This window comes from Porcincola sp. LCP21S3_C12 (assembly GCF_052118625.1).
Lineage (GTDB): Bacteria > Bacillota > Clostridia > Lachnospirales > Lachnospiraceae > Porcincola.
In genome coordinates, this window is record NZ_JBQKGW010000003.1 from 77,848 (window position 1) to 97,834 (window position 19,987).

Below are 19,987 nucleotides of genomic sequence, written 5' to 3' on the forward strand. Positions count from 1 at the left end.
GCTGGGTAATGAGCAGGGAAATAAAGGGGAACTTTGTGCGATGAAAATCGGTTTTATTTCTTCCATTCTTGACGGGTGGACATACGACGAAATGATGGATACCGCCGCTGAAATGAGATTTCAGTGTGTGGAAGTGGCAGCGTGGCCAGCAGGTAAGGCGGAGCGCCGTTATGCCGGGGTGTCTCACATTGATGCGGAGAATCTGAGTGATGAGAGTGCATCTCACTATCTGAAGGTTGCTTCAGAGCGGGGAATCGAAATATCTGCACTCGCGTTTTACCCGAACAACATGGACCCGAATCAGGAAAAGCGGGCTGCAAATATTTCACATCTCTATAAAGTGATTGATGCCAGCGCAAAGATGGGCGTAAACATGGTGACAACATTTATTGGCAGAGATCAAACGAAAAACGTTGAGGACAACCTGGAGCTTGTAAAGCAGATTTGGCCACCGATTATTGAATATGCGAGAAAGAAAGGTGTACGGATTGCAATAGAAAACTGCCCGATGCTGTTTGGACCTGATCAGTGGCCGGGCGGACAGAATCTAATGACAGCCCCAAGCTTGTGGAGAAAAATATTTGAGATTCTTCCGTATGAAAATTTTGGACTAAATTACGACCCGAGCCATTTTGTCTGGCAGATGATGGATTATATCAAGCCAATTTATGAATTCCATGACAAGCTGTTTCAGGTACACTTTAAAGACCTGAAAGTCAGGAAAGACAAGTTGAACGAAGTCGGGATTATGGCCTACCCGTTGGACTTTATGGTTCCAAAGCTTCCTGGATACGGGGATGTTGAATGGGGACGTTTTGTGTCTGCACTCACCGATGTGGGGTTTGATGGGTGTGCATGTATTGAGATTGAGGATAAGGCGTTTGAAGGAAGCAGAGAAAGAATTCTGGACAGCCTGAGAATTTCAAAGCGATATATGGATCAGTTTGTCATCTGAGAAACGTTTCAGAATATAAGGTGCGCTGCATCTTATCAAAATAGAAACCAGGATACACACAAAAAGGAGGAAAGTATCATGAAGGGAAACAAAATTCTGGCGGGTGTTCTTTCAGCAGGAATGGTTCTGTCGTCAGGCACTGCGGTGTTTGCAGGTGAGACGGAGGCTTCCGCGAATGCAGGGGCTCACATCTATGTACTGACATCTACAGAGGATCATGGCTGGACTGGCTCCGTGGCAACATTTGCGAAGGAGAAGATTAAGGAAATCAATGATGCCGGAACGTACAGTGCGGAGCTGATTACCGCAGCAAGTGCAGCGGATCAGATCACACAGATTGAGGATATTCTTGCTGGTGATACGAAGAATGCTGCCTTTGTCATTCAGCCGTTGGATGATACTGTTCAGTCGGCGATTCAGGAAATCGTTGATGCAGGGATTCCATATGTTGCATTTGACCGTATCATTGATGCTGTTTCAAGCACTGCGGTTTCCAATGTCAAGGGTGATAATTCCGGAATTGGCGTGGCAGCAGCATCTTACTTCACTGGACTTGGAATGAAGCCGGGTGATGCAGTTTATGTATATGAGGGAGACACATCCTCAGTCACGACACTCCGTGATCAGGGCTTTACAGATTACCTGAAGGGGGATGCCGAATTCGAAGGAAAGAAAATAGACGATGATCTGAAATGGACTGATGATGACTTGAAGAACATCACATACTCCGGTGCGATGAACTGGAGTCGTTCTGATACGAAGACCTCCTTTGAGTCTTTGATGGGGGATCCGAAGAATGCGGATATCAAGTGGATTTATGCAGAGGATGATGAGCTTGCAATGGGAGTTCTTGAAGCTCTGAATGGTGGTGGAATCGATGATGCAACAAAACAGAAATTCCTGGACAATGGACCAGCCATGACAGGATGCGGCGGACTTGATGAATACTATGAAGTTCTCAGAGGGAACAGCTATCAGGATATCGCTAAGAAGTTCAGCGGCCTTTGCTCTGTCACATACAGCCCAGCAATGATCCAGACAGCAATCCAGGATATGGTTGATCACCTGGATGGGAAGGAAGTCACACAGGATCATGTCATTGCCTGCGAAAATGTCACGGCGGATAATGTAGCAGATTATCCATCTTTCTGATAACCGAGTATAGGATATGACCGGCCCGGGAGGAACAGCCCTTCCGGGCCGGCTTCTGGCGGAAGAAAGTTTCGATAGGAGAGAAACATGAATTTACTGACGATGAAGGATATTTGTAAGTCTTTCAATGGCATTCAGGTCCTTAAAAAAGTTCAGTTAACAGTCGAAAAAGGTGAGGTCCACGCCTTACTTGGAGAGAATGGTGCCGGAAAGTCAACGCTGATGAATGTCCTGACGGGAGTGCATTCACTTGACAGCGGTGAAGTGTATTTTGATGGCGAAAAACTGGAGCATATGACAGTCCGGAAGTCTGAGGAAAAGGGAATTGCCTTTGTACACCAGGAACTGAACCTTTTCAATGACATGACTGTCTGGGAAAATATCTTTCTCGGAAAGGAAATTGTAAACAAGGCAGGATGCTGTGATAAAAGGGCGATGATCCGGAAAACGGCGGAGCTGTTCCACCGGCTGGATGTTGAAATCGATCCGACAGAGATGGTAGATCACCTTAAGACGAGTGAAAAACAGCTGCTGGAAATTTCAAAGGCATTGTTTTTTAAGGCAAAGCTGTTGATTCTTGATGAACCGACAACCTCCTTGAATAACGATGAGATTGCACATCTGTTTTCAATTATTCGGAACCTGAAAAAGGATGGGACTTCATTCATATTCATTTCTCATAAAATGCCGGAGATTTTTCAAATTGCGGATCGTTATACGGTTATGCGAAACGGCACTTTTATAAAAGACGGTTCGATCAGCTCCGTAACGCCGGCTGGAGTAACAGAGATGATGGTTGGAACCAAAATGTCTTCAGCCGATATGTATGAGGAACGGCCGCTTGGAGAGCCTGTGCTGGAACTGAGAGATTTTTCCGGCCCTGGGTTTGAACATGTAAATCTAAGTGTAAGGAGAGGTCAAATTCTGGGACTGACTGGGCTGCAGGGGTCTGGAAGCAGTGAGCTTTTGCAATGCATGTTCGGAGTGACAGCTTCGACAGGCGGGTACATGGAAGTCGATGGACGGAAGATTCCCCCGGCGTCCATTCATAAGGCCATGCAGGCGGGGGTAGCTATGCTGCCGTCCAACCGTAAGGAAAATTCTGTGATCGGCGGCATGTCCCTTTTGGAGAATATGTATCTTGCCGAGCAGACATTATCGGCGAGGAAGTTTCATATTCACAAGAGACTAGAGAAAAAGAAATTTGAGCATTATAGAACACTTTTGAATATTCGTGCTAATGACCCGGATGATTCAATCCTGTCTCTATCGGGCGGAAATCAGCAGAAAATTTTTATTGCGCGATGGCTGAACACCAATTCAGATATCCTTTTGTTTGACAACCCAACTCAGGGAATCGATGTCGGAGCAAAGGCTGAAATCTATAAGCTGATTCTGCAGTTCGCCAGGGAGGGGAAGACAATTCTGATCAATACACTTGAAATCCCGGAACTGCAGAAAATTGCAGATCAATGCGTGGTTTTTTACGAAGGCAGGATTGCCCGTATACTTGACCATAAAGATATCGATGAGCATAAAGTCATGATGTATTCAACAAATGCCGGACAAGCAGCGTCGGTAATTGAAACGGAACTTGCAAACACAGATGCTCAATAAGCAGATCATAATGAAAATTGATGAAAATTGTCATGCGGAATCAATGAGGAGGAGCTGAAGGTGACAAAGAGCAAAAAATCTTTTTCAAAATTACTCGGACAGTACAGTTATGTCCTGGTGTTTTTTGCAATATTTGCTGTATATGCAATCACGGCCCACGGATTGACCTGGAGTGGGGTTATGAATATATTCCGCCATTCTGCAGTAATTGGAACGATTGGAATCGGAATGGGGCTTGTGTGTCTGATTGGCGAGATTGACCTTTCGGTCGGCTCTATGCTGGCCTTTGTCAGCGGGTTTTCGGTTGTTATTTTCAACATTACCGGGAATATCTTCCTGACACTGCTGTTTTCTCTTGCATTCGGTGCGTTCTGCGGGCTGGTGAATGGATTTTTGGTGGGTGTCATCCGGATGCCGGCTTTCATCGTTACATTGGCAACGATGCTGATCTACCGCTCTTTTGTCCAGTATTTTTGCCAGCATCTGGCGAAGAATCTGATCGGTGGAGGCTCCTCTGTCTATCGGATGGATTCGAAACTTCCGGCATATCAGACACTGTATAATTTTGGAAATGGAAAAGCACTGACAGTTCCGATTGTAGGAATTGTGATGCTTCTGATTGTCGTGCTGCTGACTTATGTCACGACGAGTACGAAATTCGGAAAGAAGATCTATGCCATTGGAAGCAATATCAAAGGGGCTGAGATGGCCGGCATCAATGTGGATCTGATGACGGTCATGGTATTCGTCATCTGTGGACTTCTCGTCGGAGTCGCTTCCTTCCTCTGGATTGCAATGAACGGATCGTCTGATCCGGCTACGACGGGAAAGAGCTACGAGATGTATGCCATTGCTTCGGCTGTGCTGGGAGGTATCAGCATGAGCGGAGGAAAGGGCAGAACCCTGGGAATTCTCTTCGGCGCGATGAGCTATACAGTCATCGACAAGATTATTGTTGCGCTGAAGATGGATTCTCTGATCAATGACGCAATCAAGGGAATTATTCTTCTGCTTGTCATTTTGATTCAGATTATCGGTCCGCAGCTTCGTAGAAAGCTGCACAAGGGTGTGTAAAGAAAACTGTTTGGATGTACCCTCTGCTGTGATACAATTTCATACGACACAGACAATTTTTTACAGAGACAGGGCTGTAACAGGGCTGGAAAGTCTGGGTATGAAAAGGAGCTTCGGAGGGATGGAGAGAAAAAGAAATTTAATCTGGCGGAATCAGGGGAAAAAACGCTTTCAGGGAATCTTTCTGGGAGCGTTTTTTCTGTGTCTTCTTCTGATTGCATGGACGGGAACGAAAAATAATGTCCTTGCTGCTGCAGCGCCTTCGATCAGTCAGCGGACGGCATATGTGCCGCAGGGAAAAAAGCTGCGGCTGCGGGTGCGAAATGTGCGTGCCGGCAGGATTGTCTGGGCGAGCAGCGACGGGAACATTGCGCGGGTTTCCCGCAAGGGAGTCGTCCGGGGTGTTTCCGGCGGGTGGGCAAGGATCACGGCGGCGCTTCCCGGGGGAAAGGTGCTGTCCTGCCGTGTGAAAGTACAGACATTGAAGCTGGCTGAATCCAGGATTGACATGGCTGCCGGGCAGAAGCAGCGCCTGACTGTGGAGACGAACATCCGGAAACTGAAGTGGAAAAGCAGCAATCCGAAGGTGGCAGCGGTTTCATCCACGGGCAGGATTCATGCAAAGAAAGCGGGGACGGCACAGGTCACGGCTTATTATGGAAAGCTCAGGGCTGTCTGCAAGGTTCGCGTCAGGAGAAAAAAGGGGACACAGAGCGTGGAATATCAGACCGGAAAAACCACTCAAAAAACACAGGCTGCACAATCGGAACAGAAAGACCGGTGGGTGCGGCTTCTGGAGACGTATCAGAACGACGGCGGTGTGAATCAGCTTCTTTTTGTCCAGTATACCGGCGGAAGCAAAGCGGATGTCCTGCTGTATGTGAAGGAGTCGGGGACATGGAAATGCATCCTGACCTGTGATGGTGAGGTCGGAAAGAACGGGATCGATAAGGTAAGAGAGGGAGACAAGCGGACGCCGACCGGGACGTTCCGGCTGACTTCTGGATTTGGAATCCAGGCGAATCCGGGGACATCCATGCCTTACGTCCGGGTGAACCAGTATCTGTACTGGTGCGGTGACCGGTATATGTACAATCGGCTGGTTGATATCCGCAGACATCCGCACAAGTGCGCAGGAGAGCATCTGATTGATTATACACAGTGCTATGCGTATGGCATGTTCCTTGACTATAACAGTACGAATACGCCGGGAAGGGGTTCCGCGATTTTTCTGCACTGCAAGGGCAATTCCGGCCATACGGCAGGCTGCGTGGCAGTCAGCCAGCAGAATATGATCGAAATCCTGCGCCAGGTGACGGACGGAGCAAGGATCTGCATCTATCACAAGTGATCGGAGAGACGGCTGAGTACGGTGCCTTCGGCTGAAAAGTTTCTGATCGGAAATGGAAAGGGGCTTGCATCTCAGGCCCCTGTGCCCTATACTGAACTTGTCAATCAAGTAAAGAGATCTTCAGGGCGGGGTGCAATTCCCCACCGGCAGTGAAAGCCTGCTACCCGCGAGAGCGGTTGACCCGGTGCGATTCCGGGGCCGACGGTATAGTCCGGATGGAAGAAGATATATCGAACTGAATCGAAGTTTCTTTCCATCTCTTTCACACCTGAACCTCTTGCAGAGTGTAGAGTACACGGAAAGGAGCTTTTTTTATGGCTGACTCATCTGCAGGTTCAACAATGAAACCACGTGCTATGACAAAGACGCAGAAACGTACCAGGTACATCGCTGTCACGGCGATGCTGTCCGCGATCGCGACTGTCCTGATGTATATCGAGATTGTCGTGCCGTTCATGCCATCCTTCATCAAGCTGGATCTTTCGGACCTTCCGTCACTGATCGGATCGTTTGCGATGGGACCGGTTTACGGGGGCGCGATTGCTGCGGTCAAGAATCTGCTGCATCTGTTCTTCACCTCATCGGGCGGTGTCGGGGAGCTTTCGAACTTCCTGCTGAATGCGGCGTTTGTCCTTCCGGCGGGGCTGATCTATCGCTTCCGCAAGTCCAAGAAAGGTGCGATTGCAGGGGCGCTGACAGGGGCAGTCGTCATGGCGGCGCTGAGCGTTCCGATCAACTACTTCATCGTCTATCCGTTCTATACGGCTTTCATGCCGATGGATGCCATCATCAAGATGTATCAGGTCATCAATCCGGCGATTCGGGATGGCGACCTGCTTCAGTGCCTTGTCACGTTCAATATGCCGTTCACATTTGTCAAGGCGATGCTGTCCGTTGTGGTGACGTTTCTGATTTATAAGCCGCTGTCCCCGCTGATTCACGGGACAAACAGAGGATAATAAGACATCACATGCGGATGTGAATAGAGCCCCGGTATCCAGCCGGGGCTCTTTCCAACTTTCCGGAGATGTGCGATAATGACGCCTGTTAACAAGGCAGGCGGTTAGAAAGAGGATGCTCAGCGTTATGGCAGTAGAGAAGGTAAAGGAATACTTCAGGGGAACAGGCATCGAGGTGATCGAACTTCCGGAGTCTTCGGCGACGGTTGAGCTGGCAGCGGAGGCGCTCCAGACGGAACCGGATCAAATCGCGAAGACCCTGTCATTTCTGGTGGACGGGAAACCGGTGCTGATTGTGATGGCCGGGATGGCCCGCGTTGACAATCATAAATATAAGGAATACTTTCATAAAAAAGCGATGATGATTCCACACGATCAGGTGGAGGCATATATCGGGCATGCGCCGGGCGGGGTCTGCCCGTTTGCGGTGAAGGAGGGCGTCACGGTGTACCTGGATACGTCTCTCAGGCGCCATGAGGTCGTCTATCCGGCAGCCGGCAGCGGCAACAGTGCTGTGCGGGTCACGCTCAGTCAGCTTGAACAGTACTCCGGGTACCAGGCGTGGATCGACGTCACGAAGTGAGAGAGAGGAAGCACCGGGTACCCGAGATAAGAGGTTGGCGCAAAGCCGGATCTGGGAAGCGACGGGTGACTGCGGGTGCCGGACCATATCGGGAAAGAGGGTTATGGAGAACGGAAAGATGCACAGATGGAAGCAGTCGGTGAGACGGCGTGTGGCGGTGCCTGCAGGCATGATTCTGCTTGCAGGGGGACTGCTGGCAGGCTGTTCGGCCGGGATTTCTACGCAGAAGACGGAAAAGGGATACCGTGCCGTGAAGGATGCGGATTTCCAGTCGGCGCAGCAGGATTTCGAGACGGCTGTGACGGAAGGGGAGGACGCGGTTCGGGCATACCGCGGACTCGGAATCGCGCTGATGGGGCAGGCAAAGTATAAGGAAGCAGTGGATGCATTCAACAATGCGCTGGCCGCGACGGATGAGAAGATGCCGGACACAGTCAAGGATCTGCTTCTGTACCGGGAGTCCGCCGAATACCGCGGAGCGGATTATGCGGCGGTTATCAAGACGGCGGAATCGCTCATTGGCATGGATGAGAAGATGAAGGAGCCCTATTTCTACAGAGGCGCGGCATATCTCTACCAGGGTGAGCAGGATAAGGCGAAGACGAACTTCGACTATGCGGTTTCCCTGGACCCGTCAAATTACAGTCTGTACCTGAACATATACAGAGTCTACAATGACAATCATCTGTCGGCAGTGGGGGACGAATATCTCCAGACGGCGCTTGAAACGGAGCCGTCGGATGCCGAGGGGTACTACCAGGTTGGGCAGATCTACTTCTATCTGGAACAGTATGACGAGGCAGCCAAGGTCCTGGCCGAGCCGATCAAGGAGAAGAATGTCCCTGCGATGTCTCTGATGGGACAGATTTATCTTGCCCGGAAGGACTATGACAACGCGAAGGCGATCTATACGCAGATACAGTCGATTGATCCGTCCAGTACGGACAGCTACAACGGGCTGGCACTCTGCGCCCTGGCACAGGATGATGTCCAGACGGCGCTCCAGTACATTACGCAGGGACTTGCGCTTCCCGGAAATGAGGGGAAGCAGGATCTGTATTTCAATGAGGTTGTGGCCTACGAGAAGAGTCTGGATTTTCTGACAGCGAAGGATAAGTGCCAGAAGTATGTGGAGCTCTATCCGACAGACGAGAAGGGGCAGCGGGAGCTGACCTTCCTGAACTCGAGGAACTGACGCGGCGCTTCATGGCAGGACGAAACATCGAGAAGGGGCAGCGGGAGCTGACCTTCCTGAACTCGAGGAACTGACGCGGCGCTTCATGGCAGGACGAAACATCGAGAATGAAGCAGGCAGGACTGTGGCCATGTCCGGGCTGGCGGGGAAGACGACCAAAGACGGACAGGACACAGGCAGCCGGGAAAGGAAGCAGCTTGGACGATCGGATGACAGAGAAAGACAGTGAGCAGCGGGACCGCGTAATCCTGATCGGAGTCCGCACCTCGCAGAGCGAGGTGGACGAGCAGGACTCCCTCGAGGAGCTGGCATCTCTTGCGGACACCGCTGGTGCGGAAGTGCTTGGCATGGTGATCCAGAACCTGGAGAATCCGGAGCCGGGTACCTATATCGGCCGGGGGAAGATGGAGGAAGTGAAGGCGCTTGCGCAGGAGCTTGACGCGAACGGCGTGATCGCGGATGATGAGCTTTCACCAGCCCAGATGCGCAATCTGAGCGATGCGCTTGACCTGAAAGTGATGGACCGGACGCTTCTGATCCTGGATATTTTTGCGCAGCGGGCGACCAGCTCCGAGGGAAAGATCCAGGTGGAAATGGCGCAGCTGAAGTACCGCATGACGAGGCTGTCCGGGATCGGGACGCAGTTGTCCAGACTCGGAGGCGGCATCGGGACCAGGGGACCGGGTGAAAAGAAGCTGGAGACAGACAGACGGCTCATTCAGCGGCGGATCACACAGCTGAGAAGAGAACTGGAGGATGTCAGACGGCACAGGGAGCTGCTCCGCGGCCACAGAGGAGAGGGAGCCGCACCGGTTGCGGCGATTGTCGGCTACACGAATGCCGGGAAATCGACCCTCCTGAATACGCTGACCGGCGCGGGGGTTCTGGCGGAGAACAAGCTGTTCGCGACGCTGGACCCGGTGACCAGACTGCTGGAGCTTGACGGCGGGCAGAAAGTCCTGCTGACCGACACGGTCGGGTTTATCCGCAAGCTTCCTCATCATCTGGTCGAGGCGTTCGGCTCGACACTGGAGGAGGCAAAGTATGCGGACGTGATCATTCACGTTGTGGATGCCTCCAATCCGCAGGCGGAGAGCCAGATGGAGACCGTCTATGACACCCTGGGGCAGCTGGGCGTGATGGGAAAACCGGTCATCACGCTGTTGAACAAGACAGACTGCCTGGATGATGGAATGACCGGAAATGTGACAGGTGACCGCCGCGCGGATGCGGTTGTCCGGATTTCAGCGAAGACCGGCGCCGGCCTGGATACATTCGAGCGCGTCCTTCAGGATATCCTGACGCGCGATCTCATCCTGGTGGAGCGGACGTATGGCTATCAGGACGGCGGGAAGGTTCAGCTGATCCGGACGTACGGGCAGATTCTGGAGTCAAAATACGAACCGGACGGAATCTACGTGAAGGCCTATGTGCCGAAGAAAATCTACGGCAGCATCTGAGATGGCTTCCGGCGCAGACGGGGGATGTCTGCGGGATGGGACGGGCGCAGCCGGCTGCCGCCGGGAAGCGGACGTCAGGCCGGGCAGAAAAGGCAGAAAAAAGGCGGCGCGCCGAAGCGAGCCGCCCTGATTCACCGCCTGTAAAGCTTCTGATTACTGCTTCACAACATTGGCAGCCTGCATGCCGCGGTTGCCCTGAACCAGATCATATGTAACCTTCTGGCCTTCATCGAGGGTCTTGAAGCCTTCGCCCTGGATTGCGGAGAAGTGAACGAATACGTCCTTTCCATCCTCACCAGTGATGAAGCCATAGCCTTTTTCTGCGTTGAACCACTTAACAGTTCCGTTCATGATGAACCTCCATTGAAAATAAGAACAGGATTGACAACGGTTATTTAAGAAACACTAGCTTGGTTGACAATCAATGAACTTCATCTATCAACGAGGGCTGTATCTTTCATACCGTTAATCGTAATTGCAAACTTGATTATATCCCGGGCTATGGGCACTGTCAAGCTGAAAAGACAGGTTTCTTAATACGATATGACATGAAAATGATGTATTTAGTATGCAGTGATTGTGCAATATGCACAAGAAAATGGAGGACATAAAGATATCACATTTCCGGGGATGCACCGGCAGCCGGGCGGAGAAAGAAACTGTTTCTTCCGTGGACAGGGCCGCGCGCGGGCGGGATATTCGTGTATAATGAGGGCATCAGACGTTCAGAACAGGGAGGAATCACCACGATGGCTATTTCCTACGATGAATTAAACAGGATCTTTACGATTCAGACAAAAGACAGTACCTATCAGATGATGGCAGACCGGCATGACCGGCTTCTGCACCTGTACTACGGGAGAAAGAGTGCTGGCAGGATGGACTATCTGCTGACCTATGCGGACAGGGGATTCTCAGGCAATCCGTACGATGTCGGCAATGACCGCGCGTATTCTCTGGACACACTCCCGCAGGAGTATCCGTCGCAGGGAACCGGTGATTACCGGTCGCCCGCGCTGGTGGTTGAGACGGAGAGCGGGAAGACGGGATGCGATCTGCGTTTCGACTCCTATGAAATCAGGGACGGAAAGTATGGCCTTCCGAAGCTTCCGGCGGTGTATGCAGACGCAGAGGCGGACGGGGCCCAGACACTGGTGGTGACGCTCCGTGACCCGGAGACAAAGCTGAGGGTCGAGCTTCTGTATGGGGTTCTGCCGGAGCTGAATATCATCACGAGGGCGGCTGTCCTATACAATGACTCGGATGAGAAGATTTATCTCAGCCGGGCGCTCTCGGCAAACCTGGATTTTGTCGGCGGGGACTATGATCTCATGACCTTCTATGGCAGACATGCCTTGGAGCGTACCCCGCAGAGGGTGCCGGTGTCCCACGGAGAGCAGGTTGTCATCAGCCGGCGGGGAACTTCCTCCCACCAGTACAATCCGCTTCTGATCCTGGCTGACCACGAGGCCGCCGAGACGGAAGGATCCTGCTACGCGATGGAACTGGTCTACAGCGGCGGTTTCATGGGGATGGCAGGGCTTGACCAGTTCGGACAGACGCGGATGCAGATCGGCCTGTCGGACCACATGTTCCGCTACCCGGTTGAAAGCGGGGCATCATTTACCGTACCGGAGGCCATTCTCAGCTTCAGCGGGGAAGGTCTGTCCGGCCTGTCAAGGCAGCTTCACGACTGCATCCGCAGCCATGTCGTGCGCGGATACTGGCGGGACCGGGTGCGTCCGGTGCTGCTCAACAGCTGGGAGGGCTGTTACCTGACCTTTGACGCGGAGAAGATTCTGAATCTGGCCCGGGAGGCGAAGGAGCTGAATCTGGACCTGTTCGTCCTGGATGACGGCTGGTTCGGGAAGCGCGATTCGGACAACAGCGGGCTTGGAGACTGGTTTGTCAATGAGCGGAAGATCGGGGATCTCCACCGGCTGGTGGGACAGATACATGACATGGGGCTTTTGTTCGGGATCTGGTTTGAGCCGGAGATGGTCAGCGAGGACAGTGATCTTTTCCGGGCGCACCCGGACTGGGCGCTTGCGATTCCCGGAAGGAAGCCGGTGCGGGCACGCAACCAGCTGGTGCTGGACTTCTCACGCAGAGAAGTGGTGGATGCCATCTATGACCAGGTCTGCCGGATCATCGACATGGGACCGGTCGACTATGTGAAGTGGGATTACAACCGTTCGATCGCGGAGGTTTACTCGCAGGCCGGCAGGGAGGCCGGCGCTGTTCTCTATGACTATATCCTCGGTCTGTATGATTTTCTGCAGCGGCTCTGCACCCGGTATCCGAAGCTGCTCATTGAGGGCTGCAGCGGCGGGGGCGGAAGGTTTGACGCCGGCATGCTGTACTACACGCCGCAGATCTGGTGCTCTGACAACACGGATCCGATCGACAGGCTCCGCATTCAGTACGGAACCTCCTTCGGGTATCCGGTCAGCTCGATGGGCGCCCATGTCTCGGTGTCGCCGAATGAGCAGGACGGCCGTGTCACGCCGCTCTATACCCGCACGGTGATCGCGATGAGCGGGACCTTCGGCTATGAGCTGGATCCGGCGAAAATGAGCGAGGCGGAGAAGGCGGAGGTCCGGAGAGATGTGGCAAGGCAGAAACGGTATGCGCCGCTCATTTCCAGCGGAGATTACTATCGTCTGACAGATCCGCTGAAGGGCGGCCCGGCGGCATGGGAGATTGTGTCAAAGGATGGAACGGAGGTTCTGGTCAGCATCGTCACACAGAACAATCATGGCAATATGACACAGGACTATGTCAGGCTTCAGGGACTGGACGAGGAGGCGCTCTACCTGCTGGATGACAACGGCGAGGACGCTGCGGAGGCGGCAGATCAGGCAGCGGGCAGTGCGCCAGGCGGGCAGAACGGCTCGATGCGCCTGAATACGGCCGGAAAGCGGGGAATCGTCTACGGAGGCGGAGCCCTCATGGAAGCAGGGCTGCCGGTACCACTCCATTTCGGAGAGTACCTGGCATATCAGTGGCACTTCACCAGACAGTGACGCGGCAGGAAGAAACAGGCAGAATGACAGGAGCGGGAATGCCAGAAGAGATCAGGATCAGGATTCCGGACAAGGTAGAAAAGGTTCTATCAGCCCTCCATCAGGCAGGGTTTGAGGCTTATGCGGTGGGCGGCTGCGTGCGGGACAGCATTCTCGGCAGGACGCCGGATGACTGGGATATCACAACAAATGCGCTCCCCGGGCAGGTGAAGCAGGTATTCCGGCGCACCATCGATACCGGGATCGAGCACGGGACGGTGACGGTGCGCTATGAGGGGGAGAGCTTCGAGGTCACAACCTACAGGCTGGACGGGAAATATGAGGATCACCGCCACCCGGACAACGTTTCCTACACCCGGAACCTGCGCGAAGACCTCATGCGCAGGGACTTCACGGTCAATGCGATGGCCTACAATGACCGGGACGGGCTGGTGGATCTGTTCGGCGGCCTGGCGGATCTGCGGGATCAGGTCGTGCGCTGTGTCGGAAGCCCCAGGGAGCGGTTCGATGAGGATGCGCTCCGGGTGCTGAGAGCCGTCCGCTTCTGCGCAAAGCTTGGATTCAGACTCGATCCGGCGACGAAGGAGGCTGCGACACAGATGGCCCCCTCGCTCTCGTTCATATCCGCGGAGCGGATCCGGACCGAGCTGGAGAAGCTGATCACTTCCCCGCATCCGGAGGAAATGAGGCTGGCCTATGAGTGCGGGATCACGGCGGTCGTGCTGCCGGAGTTCGACGCGGAGATGGCGGCGGTCCAGAATAACCACCATCATCGCCTGACGGTCGGCGAGCATACGATCCGGACGATGATGGCGGCACCGCCGGACCGGACGCTGCGCTGGACGATGCTCCTTCACGACTGCGGGAAGCCGTCGGTTCAGCGGCTCGATGAGAAGGGCGTCTACCACTACCATGGCCATGCGGCGCCGGGGGCGGAGATCGCGGAGAAGGTGCTCCGCCGCCTGAAGTTTGACAAGGCGTCCATGCGGGATATTGTCCATCTGGTCCGGAACCACTCCCTCTATCCGGCGCTCTCCGAGGAGGGTGTGAGGAGGGCTGTTGTTCAGCTGACGCCGCGGCTGTTTCCAGTTTTCCTTCAGGTGAAGCGGTCCGATATCAGGGGGCAGAACCCGGAGGTGCAGGCGGACAAGCTGGACTATATGGACAAGGTGGAGGAGATCTACCACAGGGTTGTGGACCGGGGCGACTGCCTGAGTCTGAGGGAGCTTGCGCTGACCGGCAATGACCTGATCGGGATGGGATTTCAGAGAGGCGCACAGATCGGAGAGATCCTCGGGAAGCTGTTCGATGAGGTGCTGCAGGATCCGTCGCTCAACACGCGGGCGTATCTGATGGAACGTGCAAAGCTGCTGGTGCTGTGAGTGTGCCGGGGCAGACGGACTGCCCGGTGCCCATTGGTATGCTGCCGGCGTCCTGCTGACTGGAAGCGGCATGGGCTGCCTGAAGGCGGCCGGGATTCTTGCAGGACGGGTGGTTTTTGACTATACTAGGCCAGTGTCTGAGAGAGTGGCCGGGACTTGCCGCCGGTAGGGGCGGGTCCATCACAGGAAAGGATTTATTTATGAAATTTATTCAGACCCCGGTAAAGGGGATGCAGGATTTTCTTCCTTCTGATATGCAGCTTCGTCAGCATGTGCTGTCAACGATTCGCAGAACATATGCGCAGTTCGGATTCAATGAGATCGAGACGCCCATGATGGAGCACATCGAGAACCTGACGGGCAAAAACGGCGGGGAGAACGAGAAGCTGATCTTCAAGGTTCTGAAGCGCGGGGCGGAGCTTCAGCGTGCGCTTGGGAAAATCCGGGCGGGCGGAGAGGCCGGCACAGATGCGAATGAGGATGGGACAGTGCTTGCGGACTCTGCGCTGCGGTATGACCTGACCGTTCCGCTCAGCCGCTACTATTCCTGCCACAAGAACGATCTGCCGACTCCTTTCAAGGCGCTTCAGATCGGCAACGTGTTCCGCGCAGACCGGCCGCAGAAAGGCAGGTTCCGCCAGTTCACTCAGTGCGATATCGACATCATTGGAGACAGCTCCGGCATGGCGGAGATCGAACTCATCGCCGCGACAAGCAAGGCCCTGACGCGCATTTTCTCGGAAGTGAATGTTCACGGGTTTACCGTCCACATCAACGACCGCAGAATCCTGAAGGCGATGGCGGAGAACGCCGGATTCCCGGCGGATTCTTGTGACGAGGTCTTCATCATCCTTGACAAGATGGACAAGATCGGAAAGGATGGCGTGAAGGAGGAGCTGCTGAAGGAGGGCTTCGACGCGGCGGCGACGGACCGTTACATCGGGTATTTCGATGAGCTGGACAAGGTGATCGGACAGACCGACGGCAAGGAGCAGGCGGCTCTGATCGCGGATTTCATCGCGAAAACCTGCGGCGACAAGATCGAGGAGGGCGTCGGAAGCAGCCTCTCGTCCATCATGGAGGCGGCAGGCGGGATGATCGACAGCGACATCACGCTGAAGTTTGATCCGACACTGGTCCGCGGGATGGGATACTACACGGGAACCATTTTCGAGATCACAATCGACAATTATTCCTTCTCCATCGCGGGGGGCGGCCGCTACGACAAGATGGTCGGCAAGTTTTCAGGACAGGATGCGCCGGCCTGCGGATTCTCGATTGGCTTCGAGCGCATCTATACGATTCTGAAGGATCTGAATTGGAAGAGCACGGATGAGGCGGAAAAGAAGGCCTACCTGGTCGATTTGAAGAGCGCCGCGTCGAGGGTACCGGAGGTGTTCGCGAAGGCGACTGCGGAGCGCGGAAAGGGACTGACGGTTACGGTCGAGCCGCTGAAGAAGAACGCAAAGTTTCAGATTGACACCCTTGAGAAGGCAGGCTACACGGCCGTCACGAAGGTTTACGCAGACACGGAGCTCTGAGGGAGCTGTGAGCCATGCGTGAAGCCGCCCGTGCATAAGCAGGACGGCCTCGGGGCGGGTTTGCGGCATGCCCGTGCGGAATCTGAAGGCCTGCCGCCGCGGGGGACGGCAGACCGCTAGCCTTGACAAACATCTGGCTGGGTTATATAAGTATTAGAGATTCCCGCCGGAACAAGGGTGGGGAAGCAATGTGATCATCAATTTAGAAAAAAGGAGTACCACATTATGAATAAGCAGGAATTGGTCGCTGCAATCGCTGAGAAGGCTGAGCTGGAGAAGGACGATGCCAAGAAGGCTCTGAATGCGTTCATCGAGGTTGTCGGGGATGAGCTGAAGAAGGGCGAGAAGATTCAGATCATCGGTTTCGGAACCTTCGAGGTGTCCGAGAGAGCTGCAAGAGAGGGCCGCAATCCGCAGACCGGCGAGACGATGGAGATCAAGGCTTCCAGAAATCCGAAGTTCAAGGCAGGAAAGGCACTGAAGGACAGCCTGAACTGACGGCGGGATGTCTTACAGAATATAGACGAGACAGAGGACCCTGACTTGCTCAGAGTCCTCTTTTTGTCAGGGAGGCCGCACATCATCAAGTGTGGAGCACAAGATGACGGCGGCCTTTCACGAGCTGACAGGAAAACAGGATGAACGAGGCCGGCAGGAGCCGGCTGGTGGAAAGAGGGGGATCAGGCTGGACGGGCGCCAGTCTGTCAGGAGGATGAGCGATGAGGCTTGACAAGTATCTGAAGGTGAGCAGGCTGGTGAAGCGCAGGACGGTAGCCAACGAGGCCTGTGACGCAGGCCGGGTGATGATCAACGGGAAAACGGCGAAGGCATCCGCGGAGGTGAAGGTCGGGGACGTGATCGAGATTGGCTTCGGAAACCGGAGCGTGAAGGCGGAGGTCCTGGCTGTGCAGGATGCTGTCCGGAAGGAGGATGCACAGGAGCTGTTCCGGTATCTGTGAGCAGCCTGTGAGCAGCATGGCCGTCATCGGGAAGATTTGGTGTTGAAACATCGGCCATTTCAGGCTATGATAAAGCTATTATTTAGCTGATGCGCCTGATGCGCATAGGGGAAGAATCGGGTTTGCCAGGTCCTGTCTGGGGAGGCGGGAGAGGCGGATTGATAAGGGGATGAGGACAGATGTCGAGAGGGAAGACACGTGCCGGGGCGAAAAAGAACCGGAGCGGCATGGTACTGATTATCGTAGTGGTTTCAATTCTGCTGGTCGTGCTGCTGTCCCGCTGTGTTGTGCTGAAGCAGCGGAATGCCGCCTATGCGGATGAGATTGCATCTCTTGAGGAGCAGTACACGGAGGAAGAGGGCAGGAGCAAACAGATCGAGTCTTACAAGGAGTATACGAAGACCGATTCGTTCGTGGAGAAGACTGCCAGAGAAAAGTTTGGACTGGTTTACCCGGATGAGACGATCTTCCGGGAGGAAAAGTAAGGAAACCTGTGTCTGAAGGGCGCACTGCGGGCGGGAGCCGGCGGCGCGCCCTTTTTTGAAGGCGGCCGTTCATCATCGGTGCCATCGAGTGCGGAGCATGAGATGACGGCGGAGGGGAAGGACAGCATGACGGATGCATTTCGGTTTGAACAGAAAATCCGGAAGATGATGAAGCGCTGCAGCATGGTCAGCCCGGGGCAGCGGATTCTTGCGGCGGTTTCAGGCGGTGCGGACTCAGTCTGTCTGCTTGCGGTTCTTCATGCACTTGCGCCGGAGTTTTCCTTCAGCCTTGAAGCGGTTCATGTCGAGCACGGAATCCGCGGGGAGGAGAGCCTGCAGGACTGCGCATATGTGGAGCGGCTGTGCGGGGATATGGGGGTCAGGCTCACCGTGCGGCATATCCGAGTGCCGGAGCTTGCACAGCAAAGCGGACGGACAGAGGAAGAGGAGGCGCGGATTCAGCGCTACAGGATTTTTGAGGAAACAGCGGAGCAGTGCGGGGCTCAGCGGGTGGCGGTTGCTCATCATCTGGGAGACCAGGCGGAGACGGTGCTCTGGAATCTGATCCGGGGCAGCGGCCTGAGGGGGCTGCGGGGGATTCTGCCGGTTCGCCCGCTCCGGGACGGGAAGGCCGCGTCGCCTCTGGTGGTGAGGCCGCTCCTGGAAACATCCAGGGAGGAGATTGAGCAGTATCTGAAGGCGCGCGGGCTGTCATATCGGACGGATCGGACGAATCTGGACAAAACGGTCACGCGAAACAAAATCCGTCATGACATCCTGCCGGACATGATAACGTTGAATGCGCAGGCGCCGCTCCATATCGCGCAGGCGGCGGAGGAAGCGGCGGAGGCGGAGGCGTACCTGGAGCGGGTGACGGCACGGGCGGCGGAAAGGTGTATTTTCCGTCAGGCGGACAGGCAGACGGTTCTCCTGCTGGCGTCCTGGCAGAAGGAGGAGCCCTACGTCCGGCGCAGGCTGCTGAGGGAATGTATCCGCCGTGCATCAGAGCATGGAAGCCTGAAGGACATCGGGGCCGTCCATGTGGAGGCATTGATGGGGCTTGCCAGCGGCGGAGGAGAAAAATCGGTCAGCCTTCCCGGAGGACTGACGGCTGTCCGGGCGTATGGGCAGATCCATTTTCTGTCAGGAACGGAAGCAGTTTCAGGGGCCGGGCTGCCGGCATCCGGCGCCCTGTACGCACAGGAGGACTCACCGGGAGAAAGATGCGTGGAGGTCCCGTTTCAGGGCAGGCAGACGGTCCGCTACGGCGGGTACAGCTTTTTGCTTGAGTGCGGCCGCGCGGGGAAAGGCGAGGTCTGTATCCCGAAGAAGCGGTTCACGAAATGGATTGCGTATGCTACAATAGCCCAAAAAGAGTCGCAGAAGCTCTGTTTCCGCACGAGAAGGCCGGGGGATGTGCTGGTTGTCCGGCAGGATGGAAGCAGAAAGAAGCTGTCCGATTATCTGATAGATGAGAAGATTCCGGCATCGCTGCGGGACCGGGTTGTGCTCCTTGCGATCGGGAGTGAGGTGCTGTGGGTGGCCGGGATGCGGATCAGTGAAGGGGCGAAGGTGACGCCGGGCAGCGCATATGTGAAGGTGTCATGCAGCATTTTGGAAGGCCAGGAGGTAGAAGATGAAAGAGAATGTCAGTGTACTGATTCCTGAGGACAAGGTCGAGGAGCGTATATCGCAGCTGGCGGAGGAAATCAGCCGCGATTATGCAGGAAAGACGGTTCATCTGATCGGCATCCTGAAGGGATCGGTCTTCTTCGTATGCGAGCTGGCGAAGAGACTGACAATTCCGGTCACGATGGATTTCATGTCGGTTTCCAGCTACGGATCGGGGACAAGGTCAACGGGTGTCGTCAAACTGATCAAGGATCTGGATGATTCGATCATGGACAGAGACGTACTCGTTGTGGAGGACATCATTGATTCCGGGCACACGCTGAGCTATCTGCTGAAAAATCTTCAGAGCAGGAAGCCGGCTTCCATAAAGCTCTGCACGCTGCTGGACAAGCCGGACAGACGGGAATGCGAGGTCTATGTCGACTACCAGGGCTTCCAGATTCCGGACGAGTTCGTCATCGGATACGGGCTGGACTATGACCAGAGATACCGCAATCTACCGTATATCGGTGTCATGCACCTTGAGGAAGACTGAAAGGCCGGAAGCATCTGCCGCCTGCCGTGAGGGCAGTGATGCATCTGAAGAGAGCACCCGTCTGAAAGGACGGATATCGGA

20 protein-coding genes and 1 riboswitch are annotated in these 19,987 nt (G+C 54.6%); of the genes, 19 read left to right on the forward strand and 1 reads right to left on the reverse strand.

Going from position 1 to position 19,987, the window contains the following annotated elements:
* The first annotated feature begins 40 nt into the window (after positions 1 to 40).
* The 10 genes from ACTQ1N_RS02415 (at position 41) to hflX (ending at position 10,346) form a co-directional block, all read left to right on the forward strand.
* Positions 41 to 955 (forward strand): sugar phosphate isomerase/epimerase family protein, encoded by a 915-nt coding sequence (locus tag ACTQ1N_RS02415; RefSeq protein WP_441954263.1) that lies wholly within the window; start codon positions 41 to 43, stop codon positions 953 to 955.
* Positions 956 to 1,033: 78 nt separating this feature from the next.
* The gene (locus tag ACTQ1N_RS02420; protein ID WP_441954265.1) at positions 1,034 to 2,107 is read left to right on the forward strand and encodes a substrate-binding domain-containing protein; all 1,074 of its coding nucleotides are present in this window, start codon (positions 1,034 to 1,036) and stop codon (positions 2,105 to 2,107) included.
* Positions 2,108 to 2,194: 87 nt separating this feature from the next.
* Positions 2,195 to 3,724: a sugar ABC transporter ATP-binding protein gene (locus tag ACTQ1N_RS02425; RefSeq protein ID WP_441954267.1), complete on the forward strand. Its 1,530-nt coding sequence runs from the start codon at positions 2,195 to 2,197 to the stop codon at positions 3,722 to 3,724.
* A gap of 180 nt (positions 3,725 to 3,904) precedes the next feature.
* Positions 3,905 to 4,798, forward strand: a complete 894-nt coding sequence (locus ACTQ1N_RS02430; protein ID WP_441954269.1) for an ABC transporter permease — start codon at positions 3,905 to 3,907, stop codon at positions 4,796 to 4,798.
* 121 nt (positions 4,799 to 4,919) lie between these two features.
* A complete protein-coding gene (locus tag ACTQ1N_RS02435; protein ID WP_441954271.1) occupies positions 4,920 to 6,149 on the forward strand; it encodes an Ig-like domain-containing protein in 1,230 nt (409 codons plus the stop codon).
* Between the two features lie 112 nt (positions 6,150 to 6,261).
* Positions 6,262 to 6,380, forward strand: a riboswitch (FMN riboswitch).
* 110 nt (positions 6,381 to 6,490) lie between these two features.
* Positions 6,491 to 7,108 (forward strand): ECF transporter S component, encoded by a 618-nt coding sequence (locus tag ACTQ1N_RS02440; RefSeq protein ID WP_441954273.1) that lies wholly within the window; start codon positions 6,491 to 6,493, stop codon positions 7,106 to 7,108.
* A gap of 127 nt (positions 7,109 to 7,235) precedes the next feature.
* Positions 7,236 to 7,691, forward strand: a complete 456-nt coding sequence (locus tag ACTQ1N_RS02445; RefSeq protein ID WP_441954275.1) for a YbaK/EbsC family protein — start codon at positions 7,236 to 7,238, stop codon at positions 7,689 to 7,691.
* Positions 7,692 to 7,794: 103 nt separating this feature from the next.
* Positions 7,795 to 8,886 (forward strand): tetratricopeptide repeat protein, encoded by a 1,092-nt coding sequence (locus tag ACTQ1N_RS02450; protein ID WP_441954277.1) that lies wholly within the window; start codon positions 7,795 to 7,797, stop codon positions 8,884 to 8,886.
* A gap of 85 nt (positions 8,887 to 8,971) precedes the next feature.
* Positions 8,972 to 9,115, forward strand: a complete 144-nt coding sequence (locus tag ACTQ1N_RS02455) for a hypothetical protein (RefSeq protein WP_441954279.1) — start codon at positions 8,972 to 8,974, stop codon at positions 9,113 to 9,115.
* The gene (gene hflX, locus ACTQ1N_RS02460; RefSeq protein WP_441954281.1) at positions 9,096 to 10,346 is read left to right on the forward strand and encodes a GTPase HflX; all 1,251 of its coding nucleotides are present in this window, start codon (positions 9,096 to 9,098) and stop codon (positions 10,344 to 10,346) included. The genes ACTQ1N_RS02455 and hflX overlap by 20 nt, the downstream gene beginning before the upstream one ends.
* 153 nt (positions 10,347 to 10,499) lie before the next feature.
* Here the strand turns inward: hflX and ACTQ1N_RS02465 are convergent, their stop codons facing one another.
* Entirely contained in the window at positions 10,500 to 10,697 is a 198-nt protein-coding gene (locus ACTQ1N_RS02465; protein ID WP_154524086.1) for a cold-shock protein, read from the reverse strand.
* 398 nt (positions 10,698 to 11,095) lie between these two features.
* Between ACTQ1N_RS02465 and ACTQ1N_RS02470 the strand changes: the two genes are divergently transcribed.
* The 9 genes from ACTQ1N_RS02470 to hpt all read left to right on the forward strand — a co-directional run bounded on the left by ACTQ1N_RS02470 (position 11,096) and on the right by hpt (position 19,906).
* Entirely contained in the window at positions 11,096 to 13,372 is a 2,277-nt protein-coding gene (locus ACTQ1N_RS02470; RefSeq protein ID WP_441954283.1) for an alpha-galactosidase, read from the forward strand.
* 38 nt (positions 13,373 to 13,410) lie between these two features.
* A complete protein-coding gene (locus ACTQ1N_RS02475; protein WP_441954285.1) occupies positions 13,411 to 14,754 on the forward strand; it encodes a CCA tRNA nucleotidyltransferase in 1,344 nt (447 codons plus the stop codon).
* 200 nt (positions 14,755 to 14,954) lie between these two features.
* Positions 14,955 to 16,295, forward strand: coding sequence for a histidine--tRNA ligase (gene hisS / locus ACTQ1N_RS02480; RefSeq protein WP_441954287.1), 1,341 nt, complete (start codon positions 14,955 to 14,957; stop codon positions 16,293 to 16,295).
* 177 nt (positions 16,296 to 16,472) lie between these two features.
* Positions 16,473 to 16,793 carry an HU family DNA-binding protein gene (locus tag ACTQ1N_RS02485; RefSeq protein WP_441954289.1) on the forward strand — a complete coding sequence of 107 codons (321 nt, stop codon included), beginning with the start codon at positions 16,473 to 16,475 and terminating at the stop codon, positions 16,791 to 16,793.
* Positions 16,794 to 16,896: 103 nt separating this feature from the next.
* Positions 16,897 to 17,025 carry a hypothetical protein gene (locus ACTQ1N_RS02490; protein WP_441954291.1) on the forward strand — a complete coding sequence of 43 codons (129 nt, stop codon included), beginning with the start codon at positions 16,897 to 16,899 and terminating at the stop codon, positions 17,023 to 17,025.
* Positions 17,015 to 17,254, forward strand: a complete 240-nt coding sequence (locus ACTQ1N_RS02495) for an RNA-binding S4 domain-containing protein (RefSeq protein WP_154524428.1) — start codon at positions 17,015 to 17,017, stop codon at positions 17,252 to 17,254. Before ACTQ1N_RS02490 ends, ACTQ1N_RS02495 begins: the two co-directional genes overlap by 11 nt.
* A 179-nt stretch (positions 17,255 to 17,433) precedes the next feature.
* On the forward strand, positions 17,434 to 17,739 hold the full coding sequence (locus ACTQ1N_RS02500) for an FtsB family cell division protein (RefSeq protein WP_441954293.1): 306 nt from the start codon (positions 17,434 to 17,436) through the stop codon (positions 17,737 to 17,739).
* A gap of 126 nt (positions 17,740 to 17,865) precedes the next feature.
* Entirely contained in the window at positions 17,866 to 19,407 is a 1,542-nt protein-coding gene (gene tilS / locus ACTQ1N_RS02505; protein WP_441954295.1) for a tRNA lysidine(34) synthetase TilS, read from the forward strand.
* A complete protein-coding gene (gene hpt, locus ACTQ1N_RS02510; protein WP_441954297.1) occupies positions 19,376 to 19,906 on the forward strand; it encodes a hypoxanthine phosphoribosyltransferase in 531 nt (176 codons plus the stop codon). The genes tilS and hpt overlap by 32 nt, the downstream gene beginning before the upstream one ends.
* Positions 19,907 to 19,987: the final 81 nt, after the last annotated feature.